Raw genomic sequence first — 20,853 nt, 5'->3', positions numbered from 1 at the left:
ATCTCCAAAACAACCTCTCAAGTCAATAAAACCACTGGCGCATATATGATCACAATACGTATTCGTGGGCTATGCAGTTCACGAACGAAGCAGCGTCATCGCCAGTCCAACTGTCACCCCATGAAATCGTTGTACACCGCCGCTGTGGTCTATAGAATCAGGATATTAATTGTCCTCCACGGATCATGCGTCTCTCTTAATCAAACTATGCTTTGCGCACATAGGTCAAGTGATGGCGAAAATATCCTGACTCTTGCTTCTCTCAACCTTAAGGTGAACTCACTATGACCCCACCCGACACACAGGGGAATGCTAGTCACTCACTTAGCAGTTGAGTTCACGAACCTAACCATGCTTACCTCAGCAATAGTCATCTGCCGACTGTGAACCCCCCTCCTTTGGAACGTGGAGTGATAGAGGTAGGTGCTAGGTACCGTGAAGTCCACGTCCGTCGGGCGAACTCAGTACGACCCACCCGACACTCGTAGTGTGTGAGTGACTCACTTAGCTACTTGGGCTCACGGATGTGCCCACAGCGGCGTTTGTTCATGGCTGTGAAACGTGGATAAGAGAGGTGATTTGGCTGCACCGTGCGATCCACGTTCGTCGGGTATGACCGAACGTCGATGCAAGACCCGACATCGTGAGGTATGCTCACAAACCACTTAGGCATTCGGTTCACTGTAACCAGTGAGAAGGGAGAGTGTGATAACAATCGCTAGCGCCGGCGGGGTAGCGTCACTCCTCCATCTGTGCAAGCGTTCAGTAGACGACGCCCACCGTGAGTGTCCCCAGGGTGAGCGCAGTCAGATACGAGAGGTCGGCAAGAAGAGTCGCTCCAAAGACGCTCTCACCGAGCACGACTGCCCCTATCGTGGCCGTATGGGAAGAAAATCGTTGGTCAAGTTGTTCAATCATCGTCTGATACGATCCTGTTGGTACTGTTTCGGATAAAAGGGTAAGGTGTAGGCTCACTTCTCACGCCGGACGTAGGCCAGTACAAATACGATTGCCATCGTGACCATGATACCGGCCGCAACAACCAAAATGAGGAAATTCGCCGTGAGACCAGCAACGGCGAACAATACCATTGCAAGTGCACCAAGCTCTAAGCCACGCCGTTGCCAACCATCGTATCGATCGCCTCTCGCCACGCGCACATCTATGAACGTGAGCTCGAGTAGTCCCGGCAGCACGACGTCCGTGTACAGCGCACTGATGAAGAGAGCACTCACTGATACAAGCCATACACCCCTCTCAGGAGTAGCAAGGTATCGACGCCACTGGAGAACGTCCAAAAGAATCCAGTGTCCACCAATGCAGCTTGTACACATGCACCCAGCCAGTATCACAGCCTGATATTCGTTGCAGATTATCTTGTAACCGGCACCTCGCACCCACGCCACCACATCGTGGTGTGCATTCATCGTTAGACCTCAGACAGTAATTCTGAAGGTGTCCGACTTGAGATCGTCACTGACGATAAGTTCGCTTCTCCGTCCTAACCCATTACTTGATAGGTGGAACGTCACTCTTACACCACTACTCATCCCATCCAATTCCATGCATTCAGCACGTAAGTTTTGAGGTATATCTCAGAGCGTTCGCTCGCCTGGTAAAGTTTCGTCTATAATCGTTGACACCCAATAAAAGAACTGTGCGAGGGAATTAAGCACTCCCCAGTCGTTAGAGTGGCTTTCTGATTTTAGTCGACGTTCGAACAGGTCTGCTCCTGGTTGTCACCAGTGTTGAGCGCGTTCACATTGGCGCCCACACCAACACCAGCTAAGCCTCCAGTGCCACTTCCGGATGCGCTGTCACCGGATTGCGTACACTGATTCGATTGCGTGTCTCCACTTTTGCGGTCATCAGCCTTGTCGTACCCGCCAGCCAGTGCAGGCGTCGCGAAGGCACCGCTAAACACGGTGGCGACGACTGCCAGTGCCATCAAGATGTGTAGTGTCCGTTTCATAGGTTCTCACGTCTTTCTCTCTTCTATGGGTGAGTCTTGCTTTCTCGCCCACCCACGTCCCAGTCACTATGGTGGCAGTAATAAACACGCATATCCGTTGATAATGTTTACGTGGCCTCTGAAGAGTCCAATTTGACTTTACTGCCTTCGCCCGAAATAAACTTCGAATCCTGCTCAGCTTTCAAAATCACCGCTGCTGATTATAGCTCTCAAGAAAACAACCGTTTATTTTGTTATTTTGGTGCAACTGGAGCGTTCCACACGAAATAGAGCTCTCCATCACCACTGGCGATCTATAATCCACGATTAATCATTCTTTCTGTCTTATGATCGTTCTAAGTCAATTCAATCTTTTTATTCACAGTCAATCCCCAGTTATCGGGTTATACGCGTTGTTACCTGAGCAACTGTCAAAATCAACAGTTCATATACAGGGTTAGCGCGAACTATACTCTGCATTACCACCAGCTATCAAACGATAACTGAACGCCAGAGGAATGTCAGAGCGGGATTCAGCTACCAATCTATTTCAAATGCCGGCCGGCGTGCCAAACACGTCCTTGTGGATGTTCGCGTTTGAGCCAGTCAGCGGCTTCGAGTTGGCGCAACACCGCTCGAATAAGACTTTCAGAGGGTGGGTCTTCAAACGAACTCGATAAGCGAGCTTTGAGTTCAGAGAGCCGGAAGTGGCCCTGTTCACGTGCAAGGAGAAGAGCCTCAGAGGCGATAGAGACTGCTCGGTGTTCCACCACAGTGATCTATTTCAAAGTTGGTGGAGAGACCCTAATAACCATTCGAATCTGTCGTCTTAAAACCGACCCAATTCTCTTCATTTGAGAAATATACCATAATCAAGACTTAAAATAGGAGAAAAGCCGAAAAAGATCGATAAGATAGAAGATATTACTCTATAAGAGAGAAGTAAGAATTCAATTTATAGATTTTCAATATTGTCGCTCGCATACCAAATGCGACCCTCTGGGTGGTCACGTTCAAGCCAATCACCTTCCTCGAGTTGGCGTAATACGGCCCGGATCATACTATTGGAGGGCTCCTCGTCGAACTCGAGGTTCTCTTTTAGCTCTGGGAGCCTGAAAGCATCTTCCTTATTTACTAACAAAATAGCTTCTGAGGCGATCTCGGTCGCCCGATGTTCCGTCATGCCATCAAAGTATCCATTGGATGGGAAATAAGTATAAACTACTTATCAATAGCAAGAGCCGGTTAAACCCCCTTACCAACCATCCCGTTCGAATACTCTCTCCACAACGTGTACTACTGTTTAGATCATAAGCAGCAGTGAAGAATCCCCGGTATCCCCGACGAAAGCTATAGAACATTCGTGGCATCTTCTTAACTCCGTAAGCGGAAGTGAAAATGTCCATCACCACGCCCTCGGGAGAGCAAAAATCCGCATCTCCCAGCGAGCGGCTGGGTCACCACCGAAAGTTGGCGATTATGCAGTTGTCCCAGTTCCATGAACAAATCAGTGTGAAATCCGCGGTCAAAGGAGAGACAGATCGACGTCGACCTCAATAGGGCTACCAGCGCAACAGGCAGAGAACTTAACCGCTTCGAACCACCAATTGTTAACGAATGACACGTCTTATTCGTCGGCAAGAACGCGACACCGAGACGGAACGCACTGCCGATGAACAAGAGGGCGTCCAGAGCTGTCCTGAGTGCGAATCGCAGACCCTTATCACGAGTGCAGACGGTAGTGAGACTGTCTGTGAGCGATGTGGCTTAGTTATTGAGGAAGAGATCGTTGACCATGGGCCCGAATGGCGTGCCTTCACTCATCAAGAACGCCAACAGAAGTCTCGGGTGGGCGCCCCAACTACACAGACGATGCACGACAAAGGATTGACGACGACCATTGACTGGAAGGATAAAGATGCCTACGGCCGCTCTCTCTCTTCTAAAAAACGCAGGCAGATGCATCGACTGCGCACGTGGCAAGAGCGCATTCGGACGAAGGACGCAGACGAGCGGAATCTTAAGTTCGCGCTCAGTGAGATCGACCGGATGGCAAGCGCACTCGGCATCCCGCGCTCGGTTCGCGAAATTGCCTGTGTGATGTACCGCCGTGCACTGGATGAAGACCTGATTCAAGGCCGATCGATCGAAGGTGTTGCGACAAGTTGCTTATATGCGGCGTGTCGCAGCGAGAATATTCCCCGCAGTCTTGCGGAAGTCTCGGATGTGTCGCGAGTTGAACGCAAAGAAATCGGACGAACCTACATTTATGTTGCGCGAGAACTCAGTCTCGAGATCGAACCGGTGAACCCGAAACAGTACGTTCCTCGGTTCTGTTCGGAACTCGGAACCAGTGACGCCGTCCAAGCAAAAGCCACCGAAGTGATTGAAACATCGAGTGCACAGGGGTTGTTATCGGGTAAATCACCCATTGGCTACGCCGCCGCAGCGATCTACGCCGCCTCACTGCTGTGCAATGAAAAACAAACACAGCGTGAGGTCGCTGAAGTTGCCCAGGTCACCGACGTCACCATCCGTAACCGCTATCAAGAACAACTCGACGCGCTGGGCATCGACTGACGGCAGCATGTGGTATCGAAGCGCCGAGTGGTTGCCACCCGCAACTAGTAGCCATCGTATCGACGGCCCTCACATCCAGTCACACTTCCGGTCGTATTTCCACTGTGCTGCTGCCCTGTCACAGATCGTGGCACAACTCTCTGTGATACGAATGCGTGACTGGAGGGATCAGCGACTTCCCTCACGATGGAGATCCAGCAAAGGTACTTCCCGTTCCTCATCCAAGTGTTCTCTCGATGGACTGCCAGGTAACCGTTGAAGCCGCGATCCAAGTGTATACTGTCGACACGGCGGACGAGGCTCTCCGGATTGCCATCGCCAAAACTGGCGAACTGCTAAATCCTGATCTTAACTACGTCGAGATCACCCCCGGGTCACGGACATCACCATCCGGTGAACCACTGGCTCCTGCGTTCCTGGCAGCAGGTGACGCCCTCGTTGCACTAGAACTCGAACTGACGGTCTTCAATGCCGAAGAGAAAGAACACGCCTCGCGAATCGCACTCGCGGAAATCGGGAAACAATTGGACGGGATCCCACTCACAATTCTCGACGTTGAGGTTCTTGTCGATGACAACAAGCATGCAACTAACGAAAACGACGCCGATCAGCAATAGGAACTCACACCCATTCTCTTCTCGAATATCGGCTGAGGATTGATAGAGACGCGTACGATTCCGAATGTGTGGTACTCACTGCCGCTTATATAAGCGGCAGTGCAACCTCCCCGGGAGGGTCACCAGAAACTATGCACACACTCTACTTCGTCGATTCTGTCTCAGTGCGATGTATTTCTAGAAAACTCTCCATCGAGAATCTTCTGTCAACGATCAACTTGTGTCGGTGAAGACGGGACAAAACCTTTGTCTCACGTTATCGTATTCCATGGGAATGGCTAGCATCGCTTCACCACGGGAGTAACCCCTTCATGGAGAGACAACGCGACCATGGAGTGGATGATCCCTGGTGGCACTACCTCCCATGATAGTCCCGGAGCCACTGATGACATCACTCGACACCGATCACACATCGAATCCAATCAGTTCACTTGAAACCGCCTGCGATCTACTCGTTGACACTCAGCGACGCACCATCCTGCAGTACTTGAGTGACCAGGAAACGGACATCGCCGCAGTCGACGAGCTTGCTGCGCACGTCCATGCGGAGATTGAGGCGGTTCCTAACCCCAACCACGCACGGATCGCGCTTGTCCACACGCACGTGCCGAAACTCGTCGACACTGGCGTCATCGAGTATGATCAGCACGACGAGATCGTGCAGTATCAGGATGAGCCGCTCCTTGAAGCCATTCTCGCGGTTGCCGCCACCTACGACGCCTGACGAAGCTACTCGCACCCCGTCTGGCGGCGAAGGGAATGTGCCCGACCAACTGGCTTACTCGTGCTGGTCACCAGCCGCGTCGAGTGGACTTACTGTCACGTCGCCCGAACTGTGAACGACAACCTCGTAGCCGGCATACGCAAATCTCACTCGGACGTTTGATCGTGTGGCTCCCTCATAGATTGGTGTGAAGAGGCGATCCAACGCATCGGGATCGATGACCTCGTAGAGCGGCGGGAGTTCACGATGCGAGGTGTCGGCTGCATCGGTGATCGCCGTGACAATCTGTTCAGTGAGTGGCTGTTGTGATGCGTCATGGCGACGAGGGCTCGCTGGTGTGGTGGTGGGCGCAGTCATGGCGAATGCTCCAGTATCTCGAGTAGTACTTTGACGCTCTTAACTCATGTGTGAGAAAATGGGTGACAGCATGGTTCTCAGTAATTGGCAGTTGTTGTGAGAAGAAATATATTATTCTATATTTCTCATGAAATAATCGATCAGAGGAACTATTACTATTAACACAGTAGCTGACAGCGACTGCGGGAGAAGACTACACAAATGGGATCAGAGAACTTCTCACGAGACGACAGCGGCTCACAACCAGCGTGGCACACTGAACCATCACCATCGACTAAACTCGTAGAGAGGATCGCTGCGCGGGCGGAGATCGCCAGCGACGATCTCGAGCCGCTCTATGAAACGATCGATCCCGATGCACTCGATGCACTGTTTGTGCCGCGCACTGATGGGAGTGACCGACCCGGTGGCCAAGTCACGTTCACGTACGCTGGGTATTCTGTGACAGTCACCAGCGATCGTCCTGCCGTCAGAATCGATGTTGATCCGCTCGACGAACACCGGGAGTAGGTGGCCGTTTCACACACGTTATTCGTCGGGCACATCAGGATCAGCAGCTGGACGCAAACCGGACGCCATCAATCGCCGGGCAATCACCACAATCCCATTGTCGAAACCTCGACCAAACACTGCTTTCTCGGTGTCAATTGCACCAGTCTCCGTCTCCTGCACCGAACTGACCAGAATTGTATTCTGATCAATCAGCAGCAATCGACTAATTGTTGTCTCGTCAGTGCGAGCGCTTGGTGACCCATTCAGCCACTCCAACCCCGAGACGAAGACCTCGGCCTCAGGCAGTGCTGCGTGAATTTCCTCGCGTAACTGGTCAGTCGCTGTGCCAATGAGGACGCTCAGGCCTGTGTTCTGTGCTGTTTGGAGCTGCTCGAGTAACTCCTCTGTGACGACCTCTTCCCGCCCGATGATAAGCACGATCTCCTGGCCGGCAGCATCGATAAGTTGCCCTGTCCGATTCGCAATCGGCGTGACCCCCGACAGTGCCCACACTTCGTGGGTGATTTCCTCATCACTGGCCGGCACTGTTGGTTCAATGTTCTCCATTGCCTCGACGAGTGTGTCCGTCCGTGACTCGTACTCTTGGCGCAGTGTTTTGGCGGCCTCCTCGATTGGAACGGCCCGGAACTGCTGGGGGTTCGAGTGCTGAATTTCGACAAGGCCTTTGGTTTCGAGCACTCTGATCGCATCGTAGACGCGCGTGCGCGGTACGTCGGAAGACTCGCTGATTTCCCTGGCGGTGCCTTTCGGGAGGCGTGATAATGCCACAAGACACTTTGCTTCGTACTCTTTCAATCCGAGTTGCTGGAGCAATTCGACCGCTTGTTGGTGGTTAGTTAAGTCGTTCATGGGTCCCAACCATGCGACCGGGGGTTCCGGTGCTATCTGTGGTGTTGTGTCGCCGCTCACAAGTCAGTTCCTGTCCAGCTGATCGAGAGCGACTGGCAGGACTCTTGTTCATATCTGTTCGAAGCGGCTCAGTCACCATGAATCACACGCGTACCGTTTCTAATAGCTTGCTGATTCCCCACATAACTCGCTGTCAATTCAGGAAATCGCAGTATACAAATCCGGAAAACACAGAATACTAGTTCAAAATACTGGTTTTAACAAGGGACAGTACAGGCCATACTCTGCTGGTGCGACGAGAGTACTGCGACTGGCGTCACTGAACCATCACCCTCGGCGACCACGTATCAGTGGGTCGGTTTGTCATATATTCGATTATTCACTCAGATAATCACAGTAGGGTTATACTGGGGTAGCACGAAGCGTTCAATGGCACGGAGCCGAAAGGGTCCCAACCAATCGTCGCTCCGTGCCGAAGCTGCCACATTCATGGTAGTTTTCGATCACGATCGCTTAGTCGGGGACGCCCCCATCGGAAAGCACCTCTTGATGCTCACCCACTGCTGTGAGTAATGGCTCAATTTCGTCGAACTGCGGGCCCTTCGTTACGGTCTGTGTCTCTTGCTCCCAGTCGATGAACCCATGATCCGCTAACACGGGAAGATGCACGTGTTGCATGGCGATCGCCTGATCGTGTTCGTCGCTGGTCGTCTCCGATGCACCGGAAGCACTTGTCTGGTCGTGTTGGGGGTTACTCTGTGCTAAAGCGACGAGCAATTGTCGTCTGTGGACGCTTGACAGCACAGCTAACTGTTTACTGAGCATAATTATAGTTAATAATATCTATATGTCCATAAATACCGCTCAATTTCACGGAATCTAGTCGTGTGAGGAAGTGAGTGACACCTCGTTGTACAGTATGTGTTGAAGAGTCACGTCTCCTGGATCGACCCACGGAGGACTGCAGACGACGAATCGACACTTCTGGAGGCAACGCTCTGTCAGGGATATCACTGGAGAAACAGTCAATTGGCCAGTGCGCTACATCTTCAGTATGAGCCGAGCGCTTGACAACGTGGATCGCGGTATCCTTTATCGCCTCCAACGAGATGCGCGGCATACGACCGCCCAAGACATCGGTGAGACCGTCGGTGTCTCACCCAGTACCGTTCGCAACCGCATCGAGCAACTCGAAACTGACGGGATCATTCAGGGCTACCATCCCGAAATCGACTACGAGGCAGCGAACCTCCCACTCCACGTGTTGTTCGTGTGCACCGCCCCGGCAGTTGAACGCGCTGCATTCGTCGAAAAAGCACTTGACGTGCAGGGCGTCGTCGATGTCCGCGAGATGCTCACTGGCCGTCGGAATATCCATGTGGAAGTCGTGGGGACGAGCATGGCAGATATCACGCGCATTACGGACGCATTGCACGAGCTCGGGTTAACGATCGACAGTTCGGAGCTCATGCGCCAGCGGCGCGTCCAGCCGTTCAATCACTTCTATTTCACACATGCGCTTGACGAAAGCGACGAGCGCGACGACTAATCGCGACTCGCTTTCGATGGGGACAGACAACTCCCAGTTACTGTCATAAACGGCAGTGACTGTGCTGGGGAGTCATATGGACGATATGTTCGGTGAAGATGACGGAGACGGGAGTGAGGATGGGGACTACAGTTACGAACGCGTTCACTCACTTTCTCACACTAGATTTATGCTCATTGCGAACATACGGCAGAGCAACTATGAGCGGCGAGGATTCTCCAATCGGCCGGGACAATCACCGAGACAACTCGCATCAGTCACCGACTCCTTACTCCACATCACTCACTGAGCGGGTTGTGACCGCAATCACCGACGCCGCCGATAGCTCGCCCGATGACCTTGAACCGCTCTATGCGATTGTCGATCCAGACGCATTGGATCGTCTCTTTGCACCGACTACTCAGGGTGACACACGATCAGACGGTCAGGTCACATTCTCGTATGCTGGGTATCACGTGACGGTTACCAGCGATGGCATGATCGAACTTGATCCACTCGACGACGAACGTGAGTAGCTCTATCGACGCAGCTACTCCGCATCGATATCGTCGGCCTCAAACGTGATTGCCACCGGTCGCAGCGTTGTGTCACTGAAGATGTCCATGAGTTCATCATCGATATTGTCGATCCGGCCATCGATAGACAACGCGATTCAATGATCATCGGTTGATACTTCTACGTCTATCAATTCAAGGTCAGCACCATAATTCAACGAAAAATTGCAGTTTGGTGTATTGCCGCTTTAGGCCATTTATGCGCTCGAATTGTCCGGTGCTGCAGTTGGCTCTGGCTCTGGTTCCGCTGTTGGCTCTGGTTCTGCCGTTGGTTCTTGGGTTTCTTCACCAGGTTGTTGAGTACCGTCGACCTGATCTTCTTGTGCTGCTTGCTCAGCCGCTTGTTGAATTTCCTCGGGAGATGCACCTGTGGCTGCTGCTTGTACTCCTTGCTGAGCACCGTCTGCTGCAGCGTTCTGGATGACGTTGATGTTGACGTTCTGGTTCACCGCGGCGAATTCAACAGCGCCTGTTGCCCCACCCAGTGCTGCGGCTTGGACCTCTTGGGGCGAGACGTCTTGAGCACCCGCTGCTGCGTTGATCGCTCCCTGGGAAGCACCGAGTGCGGCGTTGAGGATGACGTTGATGTTAACATTCTGGTTGACGGCACCAGCTTGGACTGCGCCTTGAGCGGCACCAGCGGCCGCATTCAGAATGACGTTGATGTTGACGTTCTGGTTCACAGCGCCCTGAATTGCACCTTGGGCGGCACCAAGCGCGGCATTTTGGATTACATTAATATTGACGTTCTGGTTTAGCTGCAACGCGCCCTGGGCTGCGCCGGCCACAGCGTTTTGCAGAACGTTGATATTGACGTTTTGATTTGCTGCACCAGCCCGAACGCCACCTTGGGCAGCGCCAAACGCGGCATTTTGGATGACGTTGACATTGGCGTTCTGGTTCGTTACAGCCCCCTGCACCGCACCCTGGGCTGCACTAGACGCAGCGTTTTGCACGACATTGACGTTCGCATTTTGGTTGACTGCGCCTTGCGCCGCACCTAATGCTGCGTTCTGAAGAACGTTGTCGTTGACGTTCTGGTTAATTACGCCTGCTTGAGCACATCCCTGCGCAGCACCAAAGGCAGCATTTTGGACAACATTTACATTCGCATTTTGATTTGCTACAGCCCCTTGGACTGCCCCTTGAGCACCGCCGGATGCAGCATTCTGGACGACATTGACGTTGGCGTTCTGATTGATTGCGCCCTGGGCGGCGCCGAATGCGGCGTTTTGGAGAACGTTGACATTGGCATTCTGGTTGACCGTCCCTTGAGCTGCACCCTGGGCTGCGCCGAACGCAGCATTCTGTACGACATTGACGTTAACGTTCTGATTGACAGCACCTTGGATTGCACCCTGGGTAGCACCCTCGACAATCGCTTGCCGCTCGTCCTCCGATAACGAATCTTCGACACTGTCGACACCTTGTTGAGCACCCTGCTGGGCTGCTTGAACTAACGATTGCTGATTTCCACCCCCACCTTAGGTAGTTGTTGTTTGGCCTTGTTCTGTCGTTGTTTGTTGTGCGCTGGCGAGACTCGATACGCCTACTGTGGCTATCAACCCCGAGAGAATTGTTCTTCTTTTTAACGATCTTTGTCGAAGGTTCTCCGGCTCATCGCTTAAATCACTATCTGATTGCTTGCTTTTTGTCATGGTTAGTCCTTCTCCCGACGACTGACTTTCGAAGATCAGCGTCGTTGCGGATGTACAACTACCCAGCTTGCCTTCAATCCGGAGAACGGTTCAAAGAGTTTGACGCGAGGACTGCAGATTCTATCGAAGATGAATCTGCCCGTTCCAGAAATATTCTCCATTAACTATCTATCCCGAATAGTATTTTGTGGTGGTGATGAAATAGTCGAGTCAGGCGTCTGTATCGCGGTGTCTGCACTATACGATACTGATTTTGGAAAGCACTGATCATTAAGGTAGAAATAAATGATTTCTTTCAGAGAGCTTCGCTACTGGAGAACTCCCCATTGGTTTGTAGTATCTGTCGTCGAAATTCGGTAAAGACCGATTTTTACCGCTGATTTTCACAGTATTATACCGTTTGGGTGCATGTATGGCCGAGTAAATTATCAAAGCAGTAATAAAATAGCAAATCGGAGATAAGAACATTTCGAGTGACATCTATGATACACTCGATAGCGAAGTCACGACTGTCCTCGAAAACGCCGCACGGTGAGCTGAGGAAAATGACCGGAAAACTGTCCAACCACGCGATTTGTAGCGGATCCACAGTCCCACTGTTTCTGGAACACCGATTACCATCTTCCGTATGAGGTAATGTCAGACGTACCGTAATCGAGTTCATGAGAGAACACAGTCTAGATCACATTTGTCTATTAAATGCGTCGGAAAGAACGTATGCGACTAGTGAGTGACCCCCTTGTTGCCGCCCTAAAATACTCCGAAGGGGACGAAGGATAAAGAGAGTACGACGAGGTTCAACTTGTGGTCGTTGTAGTGGTTTCGTCACCGCCCCCTCGAAGGCTCGTGCTGAGCAGGTTGAGCGTGCTACTGAAAACCGATGCATCGCCAGAGAACTACCGAGTGGAGCCAGTGTTCAGTGACAGATCGCGCCCGAAGACGAATGTGGAGATCTGTCCCTGTCCTCTGTCACCGCCGCCCAGCTGGTAGCGGATGATGTACGCATTGTAGTCGTCCGGCTGACTGATTTCAGGGGCATCGCCGCCGCCGGGACGCTGGAGGAGACGCACCGTCGTCGACTGCTCAAGTGCTTGAACAACACGGAACTGCACGTTCGGGTGGTAGTCGTACGTGTACACTAAGACGAGATCGTCCTGTGCCGATGCACTACCAGCACTGCCCAGTCCTAATGCGAGTGCGCTCGTTGCGAGTGCACCCTTCTTCATGAACGATCGGCGGTCGTCCGAATCGATATCTTTCATGTCTTGTTGTTCTCGGTTAGTCATTGTCACTTCCGCTTCCCGCCTATGCTGAACGCCTCGATAAAGGCCGCAGATGGTTCATGTTTTCACGAAACGCCTAGCCAAACTTTGGTGCTGGCAATTACGACCCTGTCCTCCATGAGTTCGAACCTCAGACCGGAGATCAGTCATCGAATGGACACTCTCGGAGACGTCAATGGCGTGTCCGCACGTTTCAAGAGCTGCTGGACAACTCATGACGAACGGGTTCACGAATAATGAGGCTCGACAGAAACTGAAGAGCACTGGTGAAGACATTGGTCTCTCCGCGAATGAAAGTGGCGCGGATCTCTTGGACGTGGCCGCCGCACTCGGCTTCGACTCCAGCGATAGCACCTAAGCTCCAATTCATTTCCAATAAGAAGTGAAATCAGTCGAACCGACCTCCTCCATAAAGGATAAAACCTATCATCGCCAGCAAGAGGTTCTCGATTCCCAACCGCTGTTTAGCGTGCGGATGTCACAACGGAGGGAATCATAGAGAGATAGTCTCTACCAGTACTATGGTTCATCTTGAGCAATAGTTGTATTCATCAATTTATGATCAATATAGTAATTACAATAAGTGTCTTAGATATAATTGGAGTCAAACTATGATTGACACACAGAAACGCAGTACGTTACAGATAATTGGTACGAGTGCCGCAGCGCTTGCCGGACTCACTGCAGGGACTGCGACCGCAAACACAGCGAAAGTACAGAACGCAGATGAGCAACGTTTTCAACTACCGGGAGATTTGTTCAGTACTGGTCGCCTTGAGGGTGAGAACGAAGTTCCACCTGTTGACAGTGACGGAGAGGGGATTGTTGCCTTCCAAGCAAGTCCAGATAGAACTCGGCTGGACTACGTCCTTTTAGCCATCAATGCGAATGCGCCGGTCACAGCTGCACATATCCATCTTGGCCAGAAAGGAGAAAACGGTCCCGTTGTGGTCCACTTGCTTGGTGACCAGGCAGATGCCGATCAGTCTATAGTCGAGAACAATGCTGGGGCAGTTGGGACGATTACGGATGAGGATCTCGTTGGTCCACTTGAAGGTGGATCGATTGAGGATTTGCTCGACGAGATCCATGCGAAGAACGCCTATGTGAACGTCCATACGACAGAATTCCCAAGTGGTGAACTGAGGGATCAAATCTATGCAGTCGAGGAACTAGAAGTTGACATCGATACAAAAATAGAGGCAGTCTCGAACTCACCAACAGAGATCACTGTGGAGATCGAGTTGGATGTCGACCTCGAACGAGCCGAGACTGATGATGAAAATAACGGGGATAACGGCGACAACGGAGATAACGGAGATGGCGGTAATGGCGGAAATAATGGAAATAATGGAAATAATGGAAACGGTGATGATGATTGTTGAGAAGAGATCGCTCATTAGCGATGTGATATCCTCCGGCGCCTAAAAATGCAGACCTCCTGAGATTCCAGTACTACTGCTCTCAGTTTAGATAGAAGAGGAGTCTTCGAAGAGTTGCAGGACCAATTTCGGGCAGTGAGCCGGTTCGGGTAGCGAGTCGGCGGAACGACGAGCACCAGGAGCTCGTCGCGTACGTCCAAGAAGAAAAGTCGCTTCAGAAGTGGCGGGCAGAACGAGAGAAGGCACGTTCAGAGGCTGGTGTCTTCACGCGAATGAAGTGGTGGCTCTTCGGTATCGATCTCGCCACCGAAGAGCTGGTTCGTGATGCGTTGCTCTCGTCGGAGAGTACTCTGGTGGGATTAGGAATGGCCAAATAGAGAGGGAGAGCGCCAGTAATAACAAGGCATTGATGCGGTTTCGACCGTTTCTCGAGAATCATCGTTCATAACGAGAGAGACAAGTGACCTGGCGGTGACCCCCCTCTGGATACGCTCATTTGAATTCATGTAGTAGCACTCGTTTCGTCGAGTTTGATGCCATCGCATTCGCTCTCCAACTGCCGTCCGTCATCTTCCCCTCTCTTAGAACCGCTCTAAGTCCGGTCCCGACTATTCTTCGTCGGACTCACGGACGAGAGATATTTCTGCGGTGGTCGTGCGGAGACTTATTCCATTGCGATGTATGAGTAGGTGTTTTCGACTCCATCTATAGTCAAGACTCCGGACGTGACGATCTCTCTGACAGCTGCTGGTGTCTCGACGACGACTTTGGCGATAATATCGACGTCGCCAGCTACGATATGCGCTTCCTCGACACCGTCGAGTTCTGTAATCGTATCTCGTATTTGATCCACAGTTGGTACATTTGCCTTGATTAGGACGTATGCGATAACCATTGAAATGCTTCTCCTTGAATGATACTAGATGGGCGCAGGTATCATAGCGTTAGTGTTCAGCGAGGTCATGATAGTCGCATTCATGGAGGAGATCCGCCGCCGCTGCTAAGTGGCTTATTGCTCTTCCTGCACTGTGATGAAACGCCACGAGATGCGCGTGTACTCGGTGACGCCGTTCGATTCCCAATTCAACTTCATGGAGGGCTTCTCGCTTGAGATGTATTCGCGCTCGATCAAACAGAGCCGCCAGGGTTTTGAGAATATCGTCGGTCACTACATCTACACTTTCCGTAAACAGTCGCTGGTCGGTGATAGCTGAGAACGTCTGTTGATGAGTTGTAAAAAGATAAGTGAGGTTTGTTCAGCTGTGCTTTGTGGCCCGTTCTCACGAACGGCCAGCAGGAAACATCCCTGAAAGAATGCGAAAATGTTAGATGAGCATGGTTTTTTTGGATCTCCCCGCCCAATGCGCTCTATGTCCAGTCAACCAGCCACTACAGAAGCCCAAAAACCGTTGTTGAGCCTTCCATCAAATACAGTTGCTTACGTCACCATTCTTGCAGCCCTCGTCTCGGCAGTCATTCATTTATTTCTTGCACCGATGGTGATCGGATTCGATCAGACAACGGGAATTCTATTCTATTTGAATGCCCTCGGGTTCATCGGTGGCGTTCTTCTCTTCCTGAGTCGATACTGGCGGCGTGAATTCTATCTGATCGCGATCGTATATGCACTTGCGACGATCATTGCGTTCTTCGTGATGGCTGGTCCACTCAATGCGATGTCTATCATCGCCAAGATTGCGGAGGCAATTGTTGCGCTTACCGCGGTATACCTTTACAACGCTGAGACACCTGCTTAAAATCGATATCTGCCCATTTGGGGACGGAAAACGATTGTTCGAGGAGGGGACAATCCCTGGAGCCCTTGAACTGACGAAGGCGGAAACATCGAGTACAGGGGTGCAAATGCTTCGATACGAGCGATCGGGAGAGATCGAGCTTGGCTCATTCGCATTGGATGATGTAACGGAGTGATTCTCAGTACTGACGCGAGTCTATCACCACTAAAAGCAGGGCAAAATATGAGGCCAGACATACGTCCTGTATTCAGCTCGTGATTTCTACCAACCATACGTTAGATCAAGTTCAAGTGTGATACGTTCACACTATCTATTTAGCAAGAAGCCGATCTCCTGTCGCATAAAATCGCAAGCGGAAGTGCATTCACTCCGATACCTCTCTTGCAGTCTATACGTGAGGTGTGTTGCGGGGTTTGGTGAGGCTGGATCTCGATTCAGAGTTATTTTATACGTGGCTGGTGGGGTGCTAGTGAACGCCATTCACGGATTGAGGTGGAGCAATTCGTTACAGGCAGTAGGAGTAACACTAAACAATGCTTGTAAGTTCAACACCAAGTGACGGAAGAGAGCCGGAAGACGACGACTCAGTGAGTACCAGTATCGTCCGAGAAATTGCACGACGTGAGGGAAAACCTGCCGAGGAACTAGCGTCCCTCTACGAGGCAGTTGACCCTGAGGCGCTCGAAGCGATTTTTGCGCCTCGCCATAATGGGCAGCCCCGAGCGAACGGGCGTGTCATATTCACTTACTGTGGATACGAGGTGACGGTTACCAGCGATGGGACGATCGACCTGAAACTGCTCACGGAAGGGACAGAGTAGCTTGTATCCTCTCACTACTATCTTTCATCTCTTCTGCGTCAGCTAGGAAATATCTCGTTTTTCTGTCGACCGTTTCTGCTGAGATCGTGATGATGACTGTAATAATTCGGTATTGTTTTGAGCATTGACAAATTTCTCACCGTGGATGACTATGAGAAACAGTCCGGTGGAGACACAGAAGACCCACTCACCGCTCTCTTCTCTTGTCTTGCCAGCGAGCCTCGACGTTGTCTCCTCGGAACCGTCTCTGAACAGACACCTGATCCAGTGCCACAGCGAGAACTCGCGACACATCTCGCGTCAATGCGAGACGAGCCCTCACGAGACACCATTCCGACCGAAGCCGTTCAGCGTGCCCTCGTCACATTACACCACAACCATTTGTCGCAATTCACTGCTGCCGGGTTATTCGACCACGATCCTGACCGTGGCACCGTCACGCTCACTAACCATCCTGCGTATCACGACCCCGGTATCCTTGCGGCGATTCATCCCCAAGAGCGGACGGATATCGACGCCGGATCTCTCGATGGACTCTTTTCGGCACTCAGTGATTCGCGCCGTCGGACCATTCTTGCCAGTCTCAACCATTCATTCCAACAGATTCACCTGGAGACACTGGCGCGAGACGACGGGGCCAGAGAACAGCGCACGGCTGAATCTGCCATCCCCAAAGCAGACGTTGACCAGCTTCTGAGTAACCTGCGTCACGTCCATCTACCTCTCTTAGCTGAGGCGGATCTGATCGACTACGATACTGAGAAGCAATTGGTCGCCTACAACGGTCACCCGCTCCTACGAGTGGCCTGGCTGCACTCGGTCCTCGATCCCGACTTCCGGACACGCCTCACAGGAACCACTGCGGACGAAGGGGTAGGGACGATCGAGGGTCGTGAAGGTGTTGTCGCATATAGCCAGTCGCTTTTGGAGCGCGTTGACGACGAACTCTTCTCGATTTTCACCGCAACAGGATTGCTTGAAGCAGGATGTTTCTCGCGCGTCATGGACGCCTCTCAGCGCGGTGTCGACGTCTTTCTCGGGACAACTGATCCGACTGTTCGTGAACTCATTCGCGAGAACGCTCCAGAAATCGTCCTGTGGGAGCCAGACGAAGACTGGCTAGATGTCCCCATCGAAGAAGACCGAGTTGCTCGCCTGCTGCTGGCTGACCGTGATGCCCTCATGCTCGGCACGCTCAGGGAGCGAACGGACGAGGGCGTTTATGAGGAAACGGCCTTCATTGGCGAGGGAGAGACGACCCGGCAGTTATTAGGATCCCGTCTCGAACAGATTGAGCAGACGACACAAGAATTCAACTCCCACACCTAACCACATTCATGGCTCCCACACGAACGTCAGCCCGAAGCGACGCAGAGTATACATATCAATCTAGTACCGACGAAACACCGAGTGAAGCCGTGGTCTTTGCGGTGGCCGACGCAACAGAATGTTCCCCGTTAGCAATAGATCGGCTCAATGAGACGATCAATGTTGCTGCCATGGATCAATTGCTCAGTACCTCTGATGGGTCTGATCCAGTTCCAACAGTGACATTTGGGTATTATGACCAGCAGGTGATAGTCACGTCAGACGAAATCCACATCAAGTAGCACGACCGACAGCGCTGTTCTTAACAATATGTCTGAAGGCCGATGCCCTGTTTCGCCAAGTTCCACATTTCTTGAATGTTCATCGTGAATCATTGCCGGAGGATTATTCCCGAGAATTGTCCGTTAACTCCGTAGGTTTTGTGGAACGGTCACCGATAAAACCTACGGAGTCTGCGATTGTATTCCATACGAACAAGTAACACAAATCCACGTCGACTTAGCCTCTCCACCCAGGAGCGACCACAGAGTGACTGATCGCGAATCAAACTCATACTGTTCCGAACACATACCAATGACTGCATCTCCAGATAACGACCACGCATCGACTCCGCGCCGTGAGCTGGATACCGCCTGCGAACTGCTCGCGAACGCCACGCGACGCAGCGTCATGCAGTATTTCACTGCCGAGGAGACAGCCGTCGCCGAACTCGACGAGTTAATCGATCACATCCACGAGAAAGTCAACGACGTTACCGGCCCTAAACAGGCACGAACCCCCCTCGTCCACATGCACCTCCCAAAACTCGCGGACGCTGGCGTTATCGAGTACGATGAGCGCAGTGAAACAATCCGGTATCGGGATAGCGACCGTCTTGAAACATTCCTTGAAGTGGTCACGGCTGACTATGACCGCACGCCGACTACGTAATCCACTGCGAGCAGGAGCGATTGATTCGCGCAGATATCCACTTTTGACAGTATCTGTCAGCCGAGAGCATGGCTGACGGCGGCCACACTAAATACTAAGCGGCTGCAGATTGGATGATAGACGGACTGATGGCAACGCTCGTTGAGTTCTCACTCCCAGCCACAGATTTCACGCCTGGCCGGTTACTCACGGCGGAGACCGAGATTCAGATCGAATTCGAGCGAATCGTACCCATTAACACGAATGTGATTCCTCTGTTTTGGGCCTGGAATGACGATCTCGACGCCTTTGAACAACGCGTGCGTGCTGACGACCACGTCCACGAGCTCAGCGAGATCGAGCAGGTCGGGGATCGTCGCTTGTATCTCCTAAATTGGGGAATCCCTGACGGCGGGTTTTTCGAGGGATTCACAGAGGCGGAAACGATCATCCGCAGTGCCTATGGCTACGATACGCAGACCTGGGAGTTCGAAGTACTGTTTCCCTCACAAGAGGAACTCACAACATTCCATAACCACTGTCGCGACAATGAGATTCCCTATACAGTCGGGCGGATTCAGACGCTCACCGAAGTCGGTGATGGCCTCGTAGAGAGCGTCCTCACGGAGAAACAGCGTGATGCGCTTTTGCTTGCACTTCAACAGGGCTACTTCCAGACACCCCGGCAAGTCACACTCTCTGAGTTAGCAGACGAATTCAACATCAGTCAGCAGCCGCTTTCTGATCTGATTCGCCGCGGTAATGAAGCCCTCCTCGAACGTGCGTTACTCGATGGGTCATGAAGCACACCATCCACGTAAGTTGTGGCATCCAGATCCTGTTTAAAATCCCCCGTTTGAACAGCCCCTATCGTTATGGGAGTTGTTCTTGTATATTCAACGTAATGACTGATTCTCGAGACGGGAAAGATCACTCTCTTGCACCGGGGATCCTGTATACCATATTTGCCAAAGAACACCGCCGCGAGGTGCTCTCGTATCTCCAGAAAAAGGATAGCGATGTCGCAGAGCTCGGTGAGCTTGCCGACCATGTCCATGAGGAAGTCGAAGAGGTCACGTCGCCCAGTCACGCACGGCTTTCCCTCACCCACACGCACGTCCCGAAACTCGCCGACCACGGTGTCGTTGACTATGATCAGCACAGTGAGACCGTGCGGTATCGAGATGGAACACGACTTGAAGCTCTCCTTACAGTGGTTTCCACCGACGAGTATAGTACCTAAGTCAACTGCGATCCGTGTTCGTGGTGTCTGAGGAGTGTCACGACGAGGCTGGGCATTTTTGCCGATGCATCCATAAGACGAGTTGTGCCAACGATCGTTGAGTTCACCGTCCCAGCCGACGCATTCCCCCTTGGCCAAATCTTCCAGAAGTTCCCGGACGTGGAAGTGGAACTCGAACGTATCATCCCCACGAAGAGGGCGATCGTTCCCTACTTCTGGGTGTGGGGCAGTGACGTTGAGGCGATTCCTGACCGATTTGAGGGCCACCCCGCAGTCGAAATGATCGAACTTGTGGACACGGTTCCGAGTGGCGGCCTCTTTCGTGGCGAGTGGGATCTGACGGTCAACAGTATCTTTACAGGAATCGCCGATATGGACGTTATCCTGCTGTCGGCCCTTGGAACTGAACGTGAGTGGGAGTTCCAACTCCGCGCAGACGACAATGACGCAATCACGCAGTTTCAACAGTACTGCCGTGAGCACGACATCCCTCTTACAGTCACGCGGCTCTATGCACTCTCTGAAATGCGCTCAGGTGAAGTCTATCAAATAACATCGGCGCAAGAAGCGGCACTCATCCGGGCGTTTGAAGCGGGCTATTTCAATTCCCCGCGGGAAGCGACGCTCGAAGAAATCGCTCAAGATTTTAATATCTCCCGGCAGTCACTCGCTGATCGGCTCCGTCGTGGGCATCGCAATCTCATCGCAAATACGCTCATCGACAGCACTGACTGACTGCACCGCATGAGGCTTTATATATATTCTACATAGTCAGCC

Annotated in this window: 28 protein-coding genes; 18 read left to right on the top strand and 10 right to left on the bottom strand. The window is 52.1% G+C overall.

Annotated features, from left to right (window positions below; translation table 11 throughout):
• Positions 1 to 762: 762 nt before the first annotated feature.
• From LIW51_RS36155 to LIW51_RS36140, 4 genes are all read right to left on the bottom strand, one after another.
• On the bottom strand, positions 763 to 918 hold the full coding sequence (locus LIW51_RS36155) for a hypothetical protein (RefSeq protein ID WP_227380715.1): 156 nt from the start codon (positions 916 to 918) through the stop codon (positions 763 to 765).
• Positions 919 to 971: 53 nt separating this feature from the next.
• Positions 972 to 1,427, bottom strand: a complete 456-nt coding sequence (locus tag LIW51_RS36150) for a hypothetical protein (RefSeq protein WP_227380714.1) — start codon at positions 1,425 to 1,427, stop codon at positions 972 to 974.
• Positions 1,428 to 1,705: 278 nt separating this feature from the next.
• Complete coding sequence (locus tag LIW51_RS36145) at positions 1,706 to 1,972, bottom strand: hypothetical protein (protein WP_227380713.1); 267 nt, start codon at positions 1,970 to 1,972, stop codon at positions 1,706 to 1,708.
• 934 nt (positions 1,973 to 2,906) lie between these two features.
• Positions 2,907 to 3,134 carry a hypothetical protein gene (locus LIW51_RS36140; protein ID WP_227380712.1) on the bottom strand — a complete coding sequence of 76 codons (228 nt, stop codon included), beginning with the start codon at positions 3,132 to 3,134 and terminating at the stop codon, positions 2,907 to 2,909.
• Between the two features lie 434 nt (positions 3,135 to 3,568).
• Between LIW51_RS36140 and LIW51_RS36135 the strand changes: the two genes are divergently transcribed.
• The 3 genes from LIW51_RS36135 to LIW51_RS36125 all read left to right on the top strand — a co-directional run bounded on the left by LIW51_RS36135 (position 3,569) and on the right by LIW51_RS36125 (position 5,872).
• On the top strand, positions 3,569 to 4,531 hold the full coding sequence (locus LIW51_RS36135; protein ID WP_227380711.1) for a transcription initiation factor IIB: 963 nt from the start codon (positions 3,569 to 3,571) through the stop codon (positions 4,529 to 4,531).
• Between the two features lie 236 nt (positions 4,532 to 4,767).
• Positions 4,768 to 5,148 carry a DUF555 domain-containing protein gene (locus LIW51_RS36130; RefSeq protein WP_227380710.1) on the top strand — a complete coding sequence of 127 codons (381 nt, stop codon included), beginning with the start codon at positions 4,768 to 4,770 and terminating at the stop codon, positions 5,146 to 5,148.
• A gap of 385 nt (positions 5,149 to 5,533) precedes the next feature.
• Complete coding sequence (locus LIW51_RS36125) at positions 5,534 to 5,872, top strand: DUF7344 domain-containing protein (protein WP_227380709.1); 339 nt, start codon at positions 5,534 to 5,536, stop codon at positions 5,870 to 5,872.
• 54 nt (positions 5,873 to 5,926) lie between these two features.
• On the opposite strand, the gene ddfA (LIW51_RS36120) is transcribed toward LIW51_RS36125, so the two are convergent.
• Entirely contained in the window at positions 5,927 to 6,229 is a 303-nt protein-coding gene (gene ddfA, locus LIW51_RS36120; RefSeq protein ID WP_227380708.1) for a DdfA family disk-determining factor, read from the bottom strand.
• A 201-nt stretch (positions 6,230 to 6,430) separates the two neighbouring features.
• On the opposite strand from ddfA (LIW51_RS36120), the gene ddfA (LIW51_RS36115) reads away from it, so the two are divergent.
• Entirely contained in the window at positions 6,431 to 6,739 is a 309-nt protein-coding gene (gene ddfA / locus LIW51_RS36115; RefSeq protein WP_227380707.1) for a DdfA family disk-determining factor, read from the top strand.
• A gap of 18 nt (positions 6,740 to 6,757) precedes the next feature.
• On the opposite strand, the gene LIW51_RS36110 is transcribed toward ddfA (LIW51_RS36115), so the two are convergent.
• Positions 6,758 to 7,591 carry a TrmB family transcriptional regulator gene (locus LIW51_RS36110; RefSeq protein WP_227380706.1) on the bottom strand — a complete coding sequence of 278 codons (834 nt, stop codon included), beginning with the start codon at positions 7,589 to 7,591 and terminating at the stop codon, positions 6,758 to 6,760.
• Positions 7,592 to 8,104: 513 nt separating this feature from the next.
• The gene (locus tag LIW51_RS36105; protein ID WP_227380705.1) at positions 8,105 to 8,416 is read right to left on the bottom strand and encodes a DUF7344 domain-containing protein; all 312 of its coding nucleotides are present in this window, start codon (positions 8,414 to 8,416) and stop codon (positions 8,105 to 8,107) included.
• Positions 8,417 to 8,645: 229 nt separating this feature from the next.
• Here LIW51_RS36105 and LIW51_RS36100 point away from each other — a divergent pair, with 229 nt between their 5' ends.
• Together LIW51_RS36100 and ddfA (LIW51_RS36095) are read left to right on the top strand one after the other, a co-directional pair.
• A complete protein-coding gene (locus tag LIW51_RS36100; protein ID WP_227380704.1) occupies positions 8,646 to 9,140 on the top strand; it encodes an Lrp/AsnC family transcriptional regulator in 495 nt (164 codons plus the stop codon).
• Between the two features lie 296 nt (positions 9,141 to 9,436).
• Positions 9,437 to 9,655, top strand: a complete 219-nt coding sequence (gene ddfA, locus LIW51_RS36095) for a DdfA family disk-determining factor (RefSeq protein WP_255767745.1) — start codon at positions 9,437 to 9,439, stop codon at positions 9,653 to 9,655.
• Between the two features lie 236 nt (positions 9,656 to 9,891).
• Here ddfA (LIW51_RS36095) and LIW51_RS36090 read toward each other — a convergent pair whose 3' ends face one another.
• Complete coding sequence (locus LIW51_RS36090) at positions 9,892 to 10,650, bottom strand: hypothetical protein (protein ID WP_227380702.1); 759 nt, start codon at positions 10,648 to 10,650, stop codon at positions 9,892 to 9,894.
• Between the two features lie 99 nt (positions 10,651 to 10,749).
• Between LIW51_RS36090 and LIW51_RS36085 the strand changes: the two genes are divergently transcribed.
• Positions 10,750 to 11,097, top strand: coding sequence for a hypothetical protein (locus LIW51_RS36085; RefSeq protein WP_227380701.1), 348 nt, complete (start codon positions 10,750 to 10,752; stop codon positions 11,095 to 11,097).
• Between the two features lie 1,151 nt (positions 11,098 to 12,248).
• Here the strand turns inward: LIW51_RS36085 and LIW51_RS36075 are convergent.
• Positions 12,249 to 12,638, bottom strand: a complete 390-nt coding sequence (locus LIW51_RS36075; RefSeq protein WP_227380700.1) for a twin-arginine translocation signal domain-containing protein — start codon at positions 12,636 to 12,638, stop codon at positions 12,249 to 12,251.
• A 172-nt stretch (positions 12,639 to 12,810) separates the two neighbouring features.
• On the opposite strand from LIW51_RS36075, the gene LIW51_RS36070 reads away from it, so the two are divergent.
• Both LIW51_RS36070 and LIW51_RS36065 read left to right on the top strand, forming a co-directional pair.
• The gene (locus LIW51_RS36070; protein ID WP_368411923.1) at positions 12,811 to 12,993 is read left to right on the top strand and encodes a hypothetical protein; all 183 of its coding nucleotides are present in this window, start codon (positions 12,811 to 12,813) and stop codon (positions 12,991 to 12,993) included.
• Between the two features lie 253 nt (positions 12,994 to 13,246).
• On the top strand, positions 13,247 to 14,020 hold the full coding sequence (locus tag LIW51_RS36065) for a CHRD domain-containing protein (RefSeq protein WP_227380698.1): 774 nt from the start codon (positions 13,247 to 13,249) through the stop codon (positions 14,018 to 14,020).
• Positions 14,021 to 14,681: 661 nt separating this feature from the next.
• On the opposite strand, the gene LIW51_RS36060 is transcribed toward LIW51_RS36065, so the two are convergent.
• The gene (locus LIW51_RS36060; protein WP_227380697.1) at positions 14,682 to 14,912 is read right to left on the bottom strand and encodes an Lrp/AsnC family transcriptional regulator; all 231 of its coding nucleotides are present in this window, start codon (positions 14,910 to 14,912) and stop codon (positions 14,682 to 14,684) included.
• Between the two features lie 136 nt (positions 14,913 to 15,048).
• On the opposite strand from LIW51_RS36060, the gene LIW51_RS36055 reads away from it, so the two are divergent.
• From LIW51_RS36055 to LIW51_RS36015, 9 genes are all read left to right on the top strand, one after another.
• A complete protein-coding gene (locus tag LIW51_RS36055; protein ID WP_227380696.1) occupies positions 15,049 to 15,231 on the top strand; it encodes a hypothetical protein in 183 nt (60 codons plus the stop codon).
• Between the two features lie 156 nt (positions 15,232 to 15,387).
• Entirely contained in the window at positions 15,388 to 15,774 is a 387-nt protein-coding gene (locus LIW51_RS36050; RefSeq protein WP_227380695.1) for a DUF7475 family protein, read from the top strand.
• Between the two features lie 587 nt (positions 15,775 to 16,361).
• Positions 16,362 to 16,595, top strand: coding sequence for a DdfA family disk-determining factor (gene ddfA / locus LIW51_RS36045; protein WP_368411922.1), 234 nt, complete (start codon positions 16,362 to 16,364; stop codon positions 16,593 to 16,595).
• Positions 16,596 to 16,712: 117 nt separating this feature from the next.
• A complete protein-coding gene (locus LIW51_RS36040; protein ID WP_227380693.1) occupies positions 16,713 to 17,924 on the top strand; it encodes a DUF7344 domain-containing protein in 1,212 nt (403 codons plus the stop codon).
• A gap of 8 nt (positions 17,925 to 17,932) precedes the next feature.
• On the top strand, positions 17,933 to 18,205 hold the full coding sequence (locus LIW51_RS39735) for a HalOD1 output domain-containing protein (RefSeq protein ID WP_227380692.1): 273 nt from the start codon (positions 17,933 to 17,935) through the stop codon (positions 18,203 to 18,205).
• Between the two features lie 292 nt (positions 18,206 to 18,497).
• Positions 18,498 to 18,854 (top strand): DUF7344 domain-containing protein, encoded by a 357-nt coding sequence (locus LIW51_RS36030; RefSeq protein WP_227380691.1) that lies wholly within the window; start codon positions 18,498 to 18,500, stop codon positions 18,852 to 18,854.
• A gap of 128 nt (positions 18,855 to 18,982) precedes the next feature.
• Positions 18,983 to 19,636, top strand: coding sequence for a helix-turn-helix domain-containing protein (locus tag LIW51_RS36025; protein WP_227380690.1), 654 nt, complete (start codon positions 18,983 to 18,985; stop codon positions 19,634 to 19,636).
• Between the two features lie 101 nt (positions 19,637 to 19,737).
• Positions 19,738 to 20,076 (top strand): DUF7344 domain-containing protein, encoded by a 339-nt coding sequence (locus LIW51_RS36020; RefSeq protein WP_227380689.1) that lies wholly within the window; start codon positions 19,738 to 19,740, stop codon positions 20,074 to 20,076.
• A gap of 84 nt (positions 20,077 to 20,160) precedes the next feature.
• Positions 20,161 to 20,811, top strand: coding sequence for a helix-turn-helix domain-containing protein (locus tag LIW51_RS36015; protein WP_227380688.1), 651 nt, complete (start codon positions 20,161 to 20,163; stop codon positions 20,809 to 20,811).
• The last annotated feature ends 42 nt before the right edge of the window (positions 20,812 to 20,853 follow it).

The sequence above is a fragment of the Haladaptatus halobius genome, from assembly GCF_020618475.1.
Classification (GTDB): domain Archaea; phylum Halobacteriota; class Halobacteria; order Halobacteriales; family Haladaptataceae; genus Haladaptatus; species Haladaptatus halobius.
The sequence above is the reverse complement of the archived record's forward strand: the minus strand, read 5'-3'. Positions and strand labels throughout refer to the sequence as shown.

What these genes read in the sequence shown, in the direction of transcription:
- LIW51_RS36155 (WP_227380715.1), bottom strand. Translation starts at nt 918, where the DNA reads ATGATTGAACAACTTGACCAACGATTTTCTTCCCATACGGCCACGATA.
- LIW51_RS36150 (WP_227380714.1), bottom strand. Translation starts at nt 1,427, where the DNA reads ATGAATGCACACCACGATGTGGTGGCGTGGGTGCGAGGTGCCGGTTAC.
- LIW51_RS36145 (WP_227380713.1), bottom strand. Translation starts at nt 1,972, where the DNA reads ATGAAACGGACACTACACATCTTGATGGCACTGGCAGTCGTCGCCACC.
- LIW51_RS36140 (WP_227380712.1), bottom strand. Translation starts at nt 3,134, where the DNA reads ATGACGGAACATCGGGCGACCGAGATCGCCTCAGAAGCTATTTTGTTA.
- LIW51_RS36135 (WP_227380711.1), top strand. Translation starts at nt 3,569, where the DNA reads ATGACACGTCTTATTCGTCGGCAAGAACGCGACACCGAGACGGAACGC.
- LIW51_RS36130 (WP_227380710.1), top strand. Translation starts at nt 4,768, where the DNA reads ATGGACTGCCAGGTAACCGTTGAAGCCGCGATCCAAGTGTATACTGTC.
- LIW51_RS36125 (WP_227380709.1), top strand. Translation starts at nt 5,534, where the DNA reads ATGACATCACTCGACACCGATCACACATCGAATCCAATCAGTTCACTT.
- ddfA (WP_227380708.1), bottom strand. Translation starts at nt 6,229, where the DNA reads ATGACTGCGCCCACCACCACACCAGCGAGCCCTCGTCGCCATGACGCA.
- ddfA (WP_227380707.1), top strand. Translation starts at nt 6,431, where the DNA reads ATGGGATCAGAGAACTTCTCACGAGACGACAGCGGCTCACAACCAGCG.
- LIW51_RS36110 (WP_227380706.1), bottom strand. Translation starts at nt 7,591, where the DNA reads ATGAACGACTTAACTAACCACCAACAAGCGGTCGAATTGCTCCAGCAA.
- LIW51_RS36105 (WP_227380705.1), bottom strand. Translation starts at nt 8,416, where the DNA reads ATGCTCAGTAAACAGTTAGCTGTGCTGTCAAGCGTCCACAGACGACAA.
- LIW51_RS36100 (WP_227380704.1), top strand. Translation starts at nt 8,646, where the DNA reads ATGAGCCGAGCGCTTGACAACGTGGATCGCGGTATCCTTTATCGCCTC.
- LIW51_RS36075 (WP_227380700.1), bottom strand. Translation starts at nt 12,638, where the DNA reads ATGACTAACCGAGAACAACAAGACATGAAAGATATCGATTCGGACGAC.
- LIW51_RS36070 (WP_368411923.1), top strand. Translation starts at nt 12,811, where the DNA reads ATGGCGTGTCCGCACGTTTCAAGAGCTGCTGGACAACTCATGACGAAC.
- LIW51_RS36065 (WP_227380698.1), top strand. Translation starts at nt 13,247, where the DNA reads ATGATTGACACACAGAAACGCAGTACGTTACAGATAATTGGTACGAGT.
- LIW51_RS36060 (WP_227380697.1), bottom strand. Translation starts at nt 14,912, where the DNA reads ATGGTTATCGCATACGTCCTAATCAAGGCAAATGTACCAACTGTGGAT.
- LIW51_RS36055 (WP_227380696.1), top strand. Translation starts at nt 15,049, where the DNA reads ATGAAACGCCACGAGATGCGCGTGTACTCGGTGACGCCGTTCGATTCC.
- LIW51_RS36050 (WP_227380695.1), top strand. Translation starts at nt 15,388, where the DNA reads ATGTCCAGTCAACCAGCCACTACAGAAGCCCAAAAACCGTTGTTGAGC.
- LIW51_RS39735 (WP_227380692.1), top strand. Translation starts at nt 17,933, where the DNA reads ATGGCTCCCACACGAACGTCAGCCCGAAGCGACGCAGAGTATACATAT.
- LIW51_RS36030 (WP_227380691.1), top strand. Translation starts at nt 18,498, where the DNA reads ATGACTGCATCTCCAGATAACGACCACGCATCGACTCCGCGCCGTGAG.
- LIW51_RS36025 (WP_227380690.1), top strand. Translation starts at nt 18,983, where the DNA reads ATGGCAACGCTCGTTGAGTTCTCACTCCCAGCCACAGATTTCACGCCT.
- LIW51_RS36020 (WP_227380689.1), top strand. Translation starts at nt 19,738, where the DNA reads ATGACTGATTCTCGAGACGGGAAAGATCACTCTCTTGCACCGGGGATC.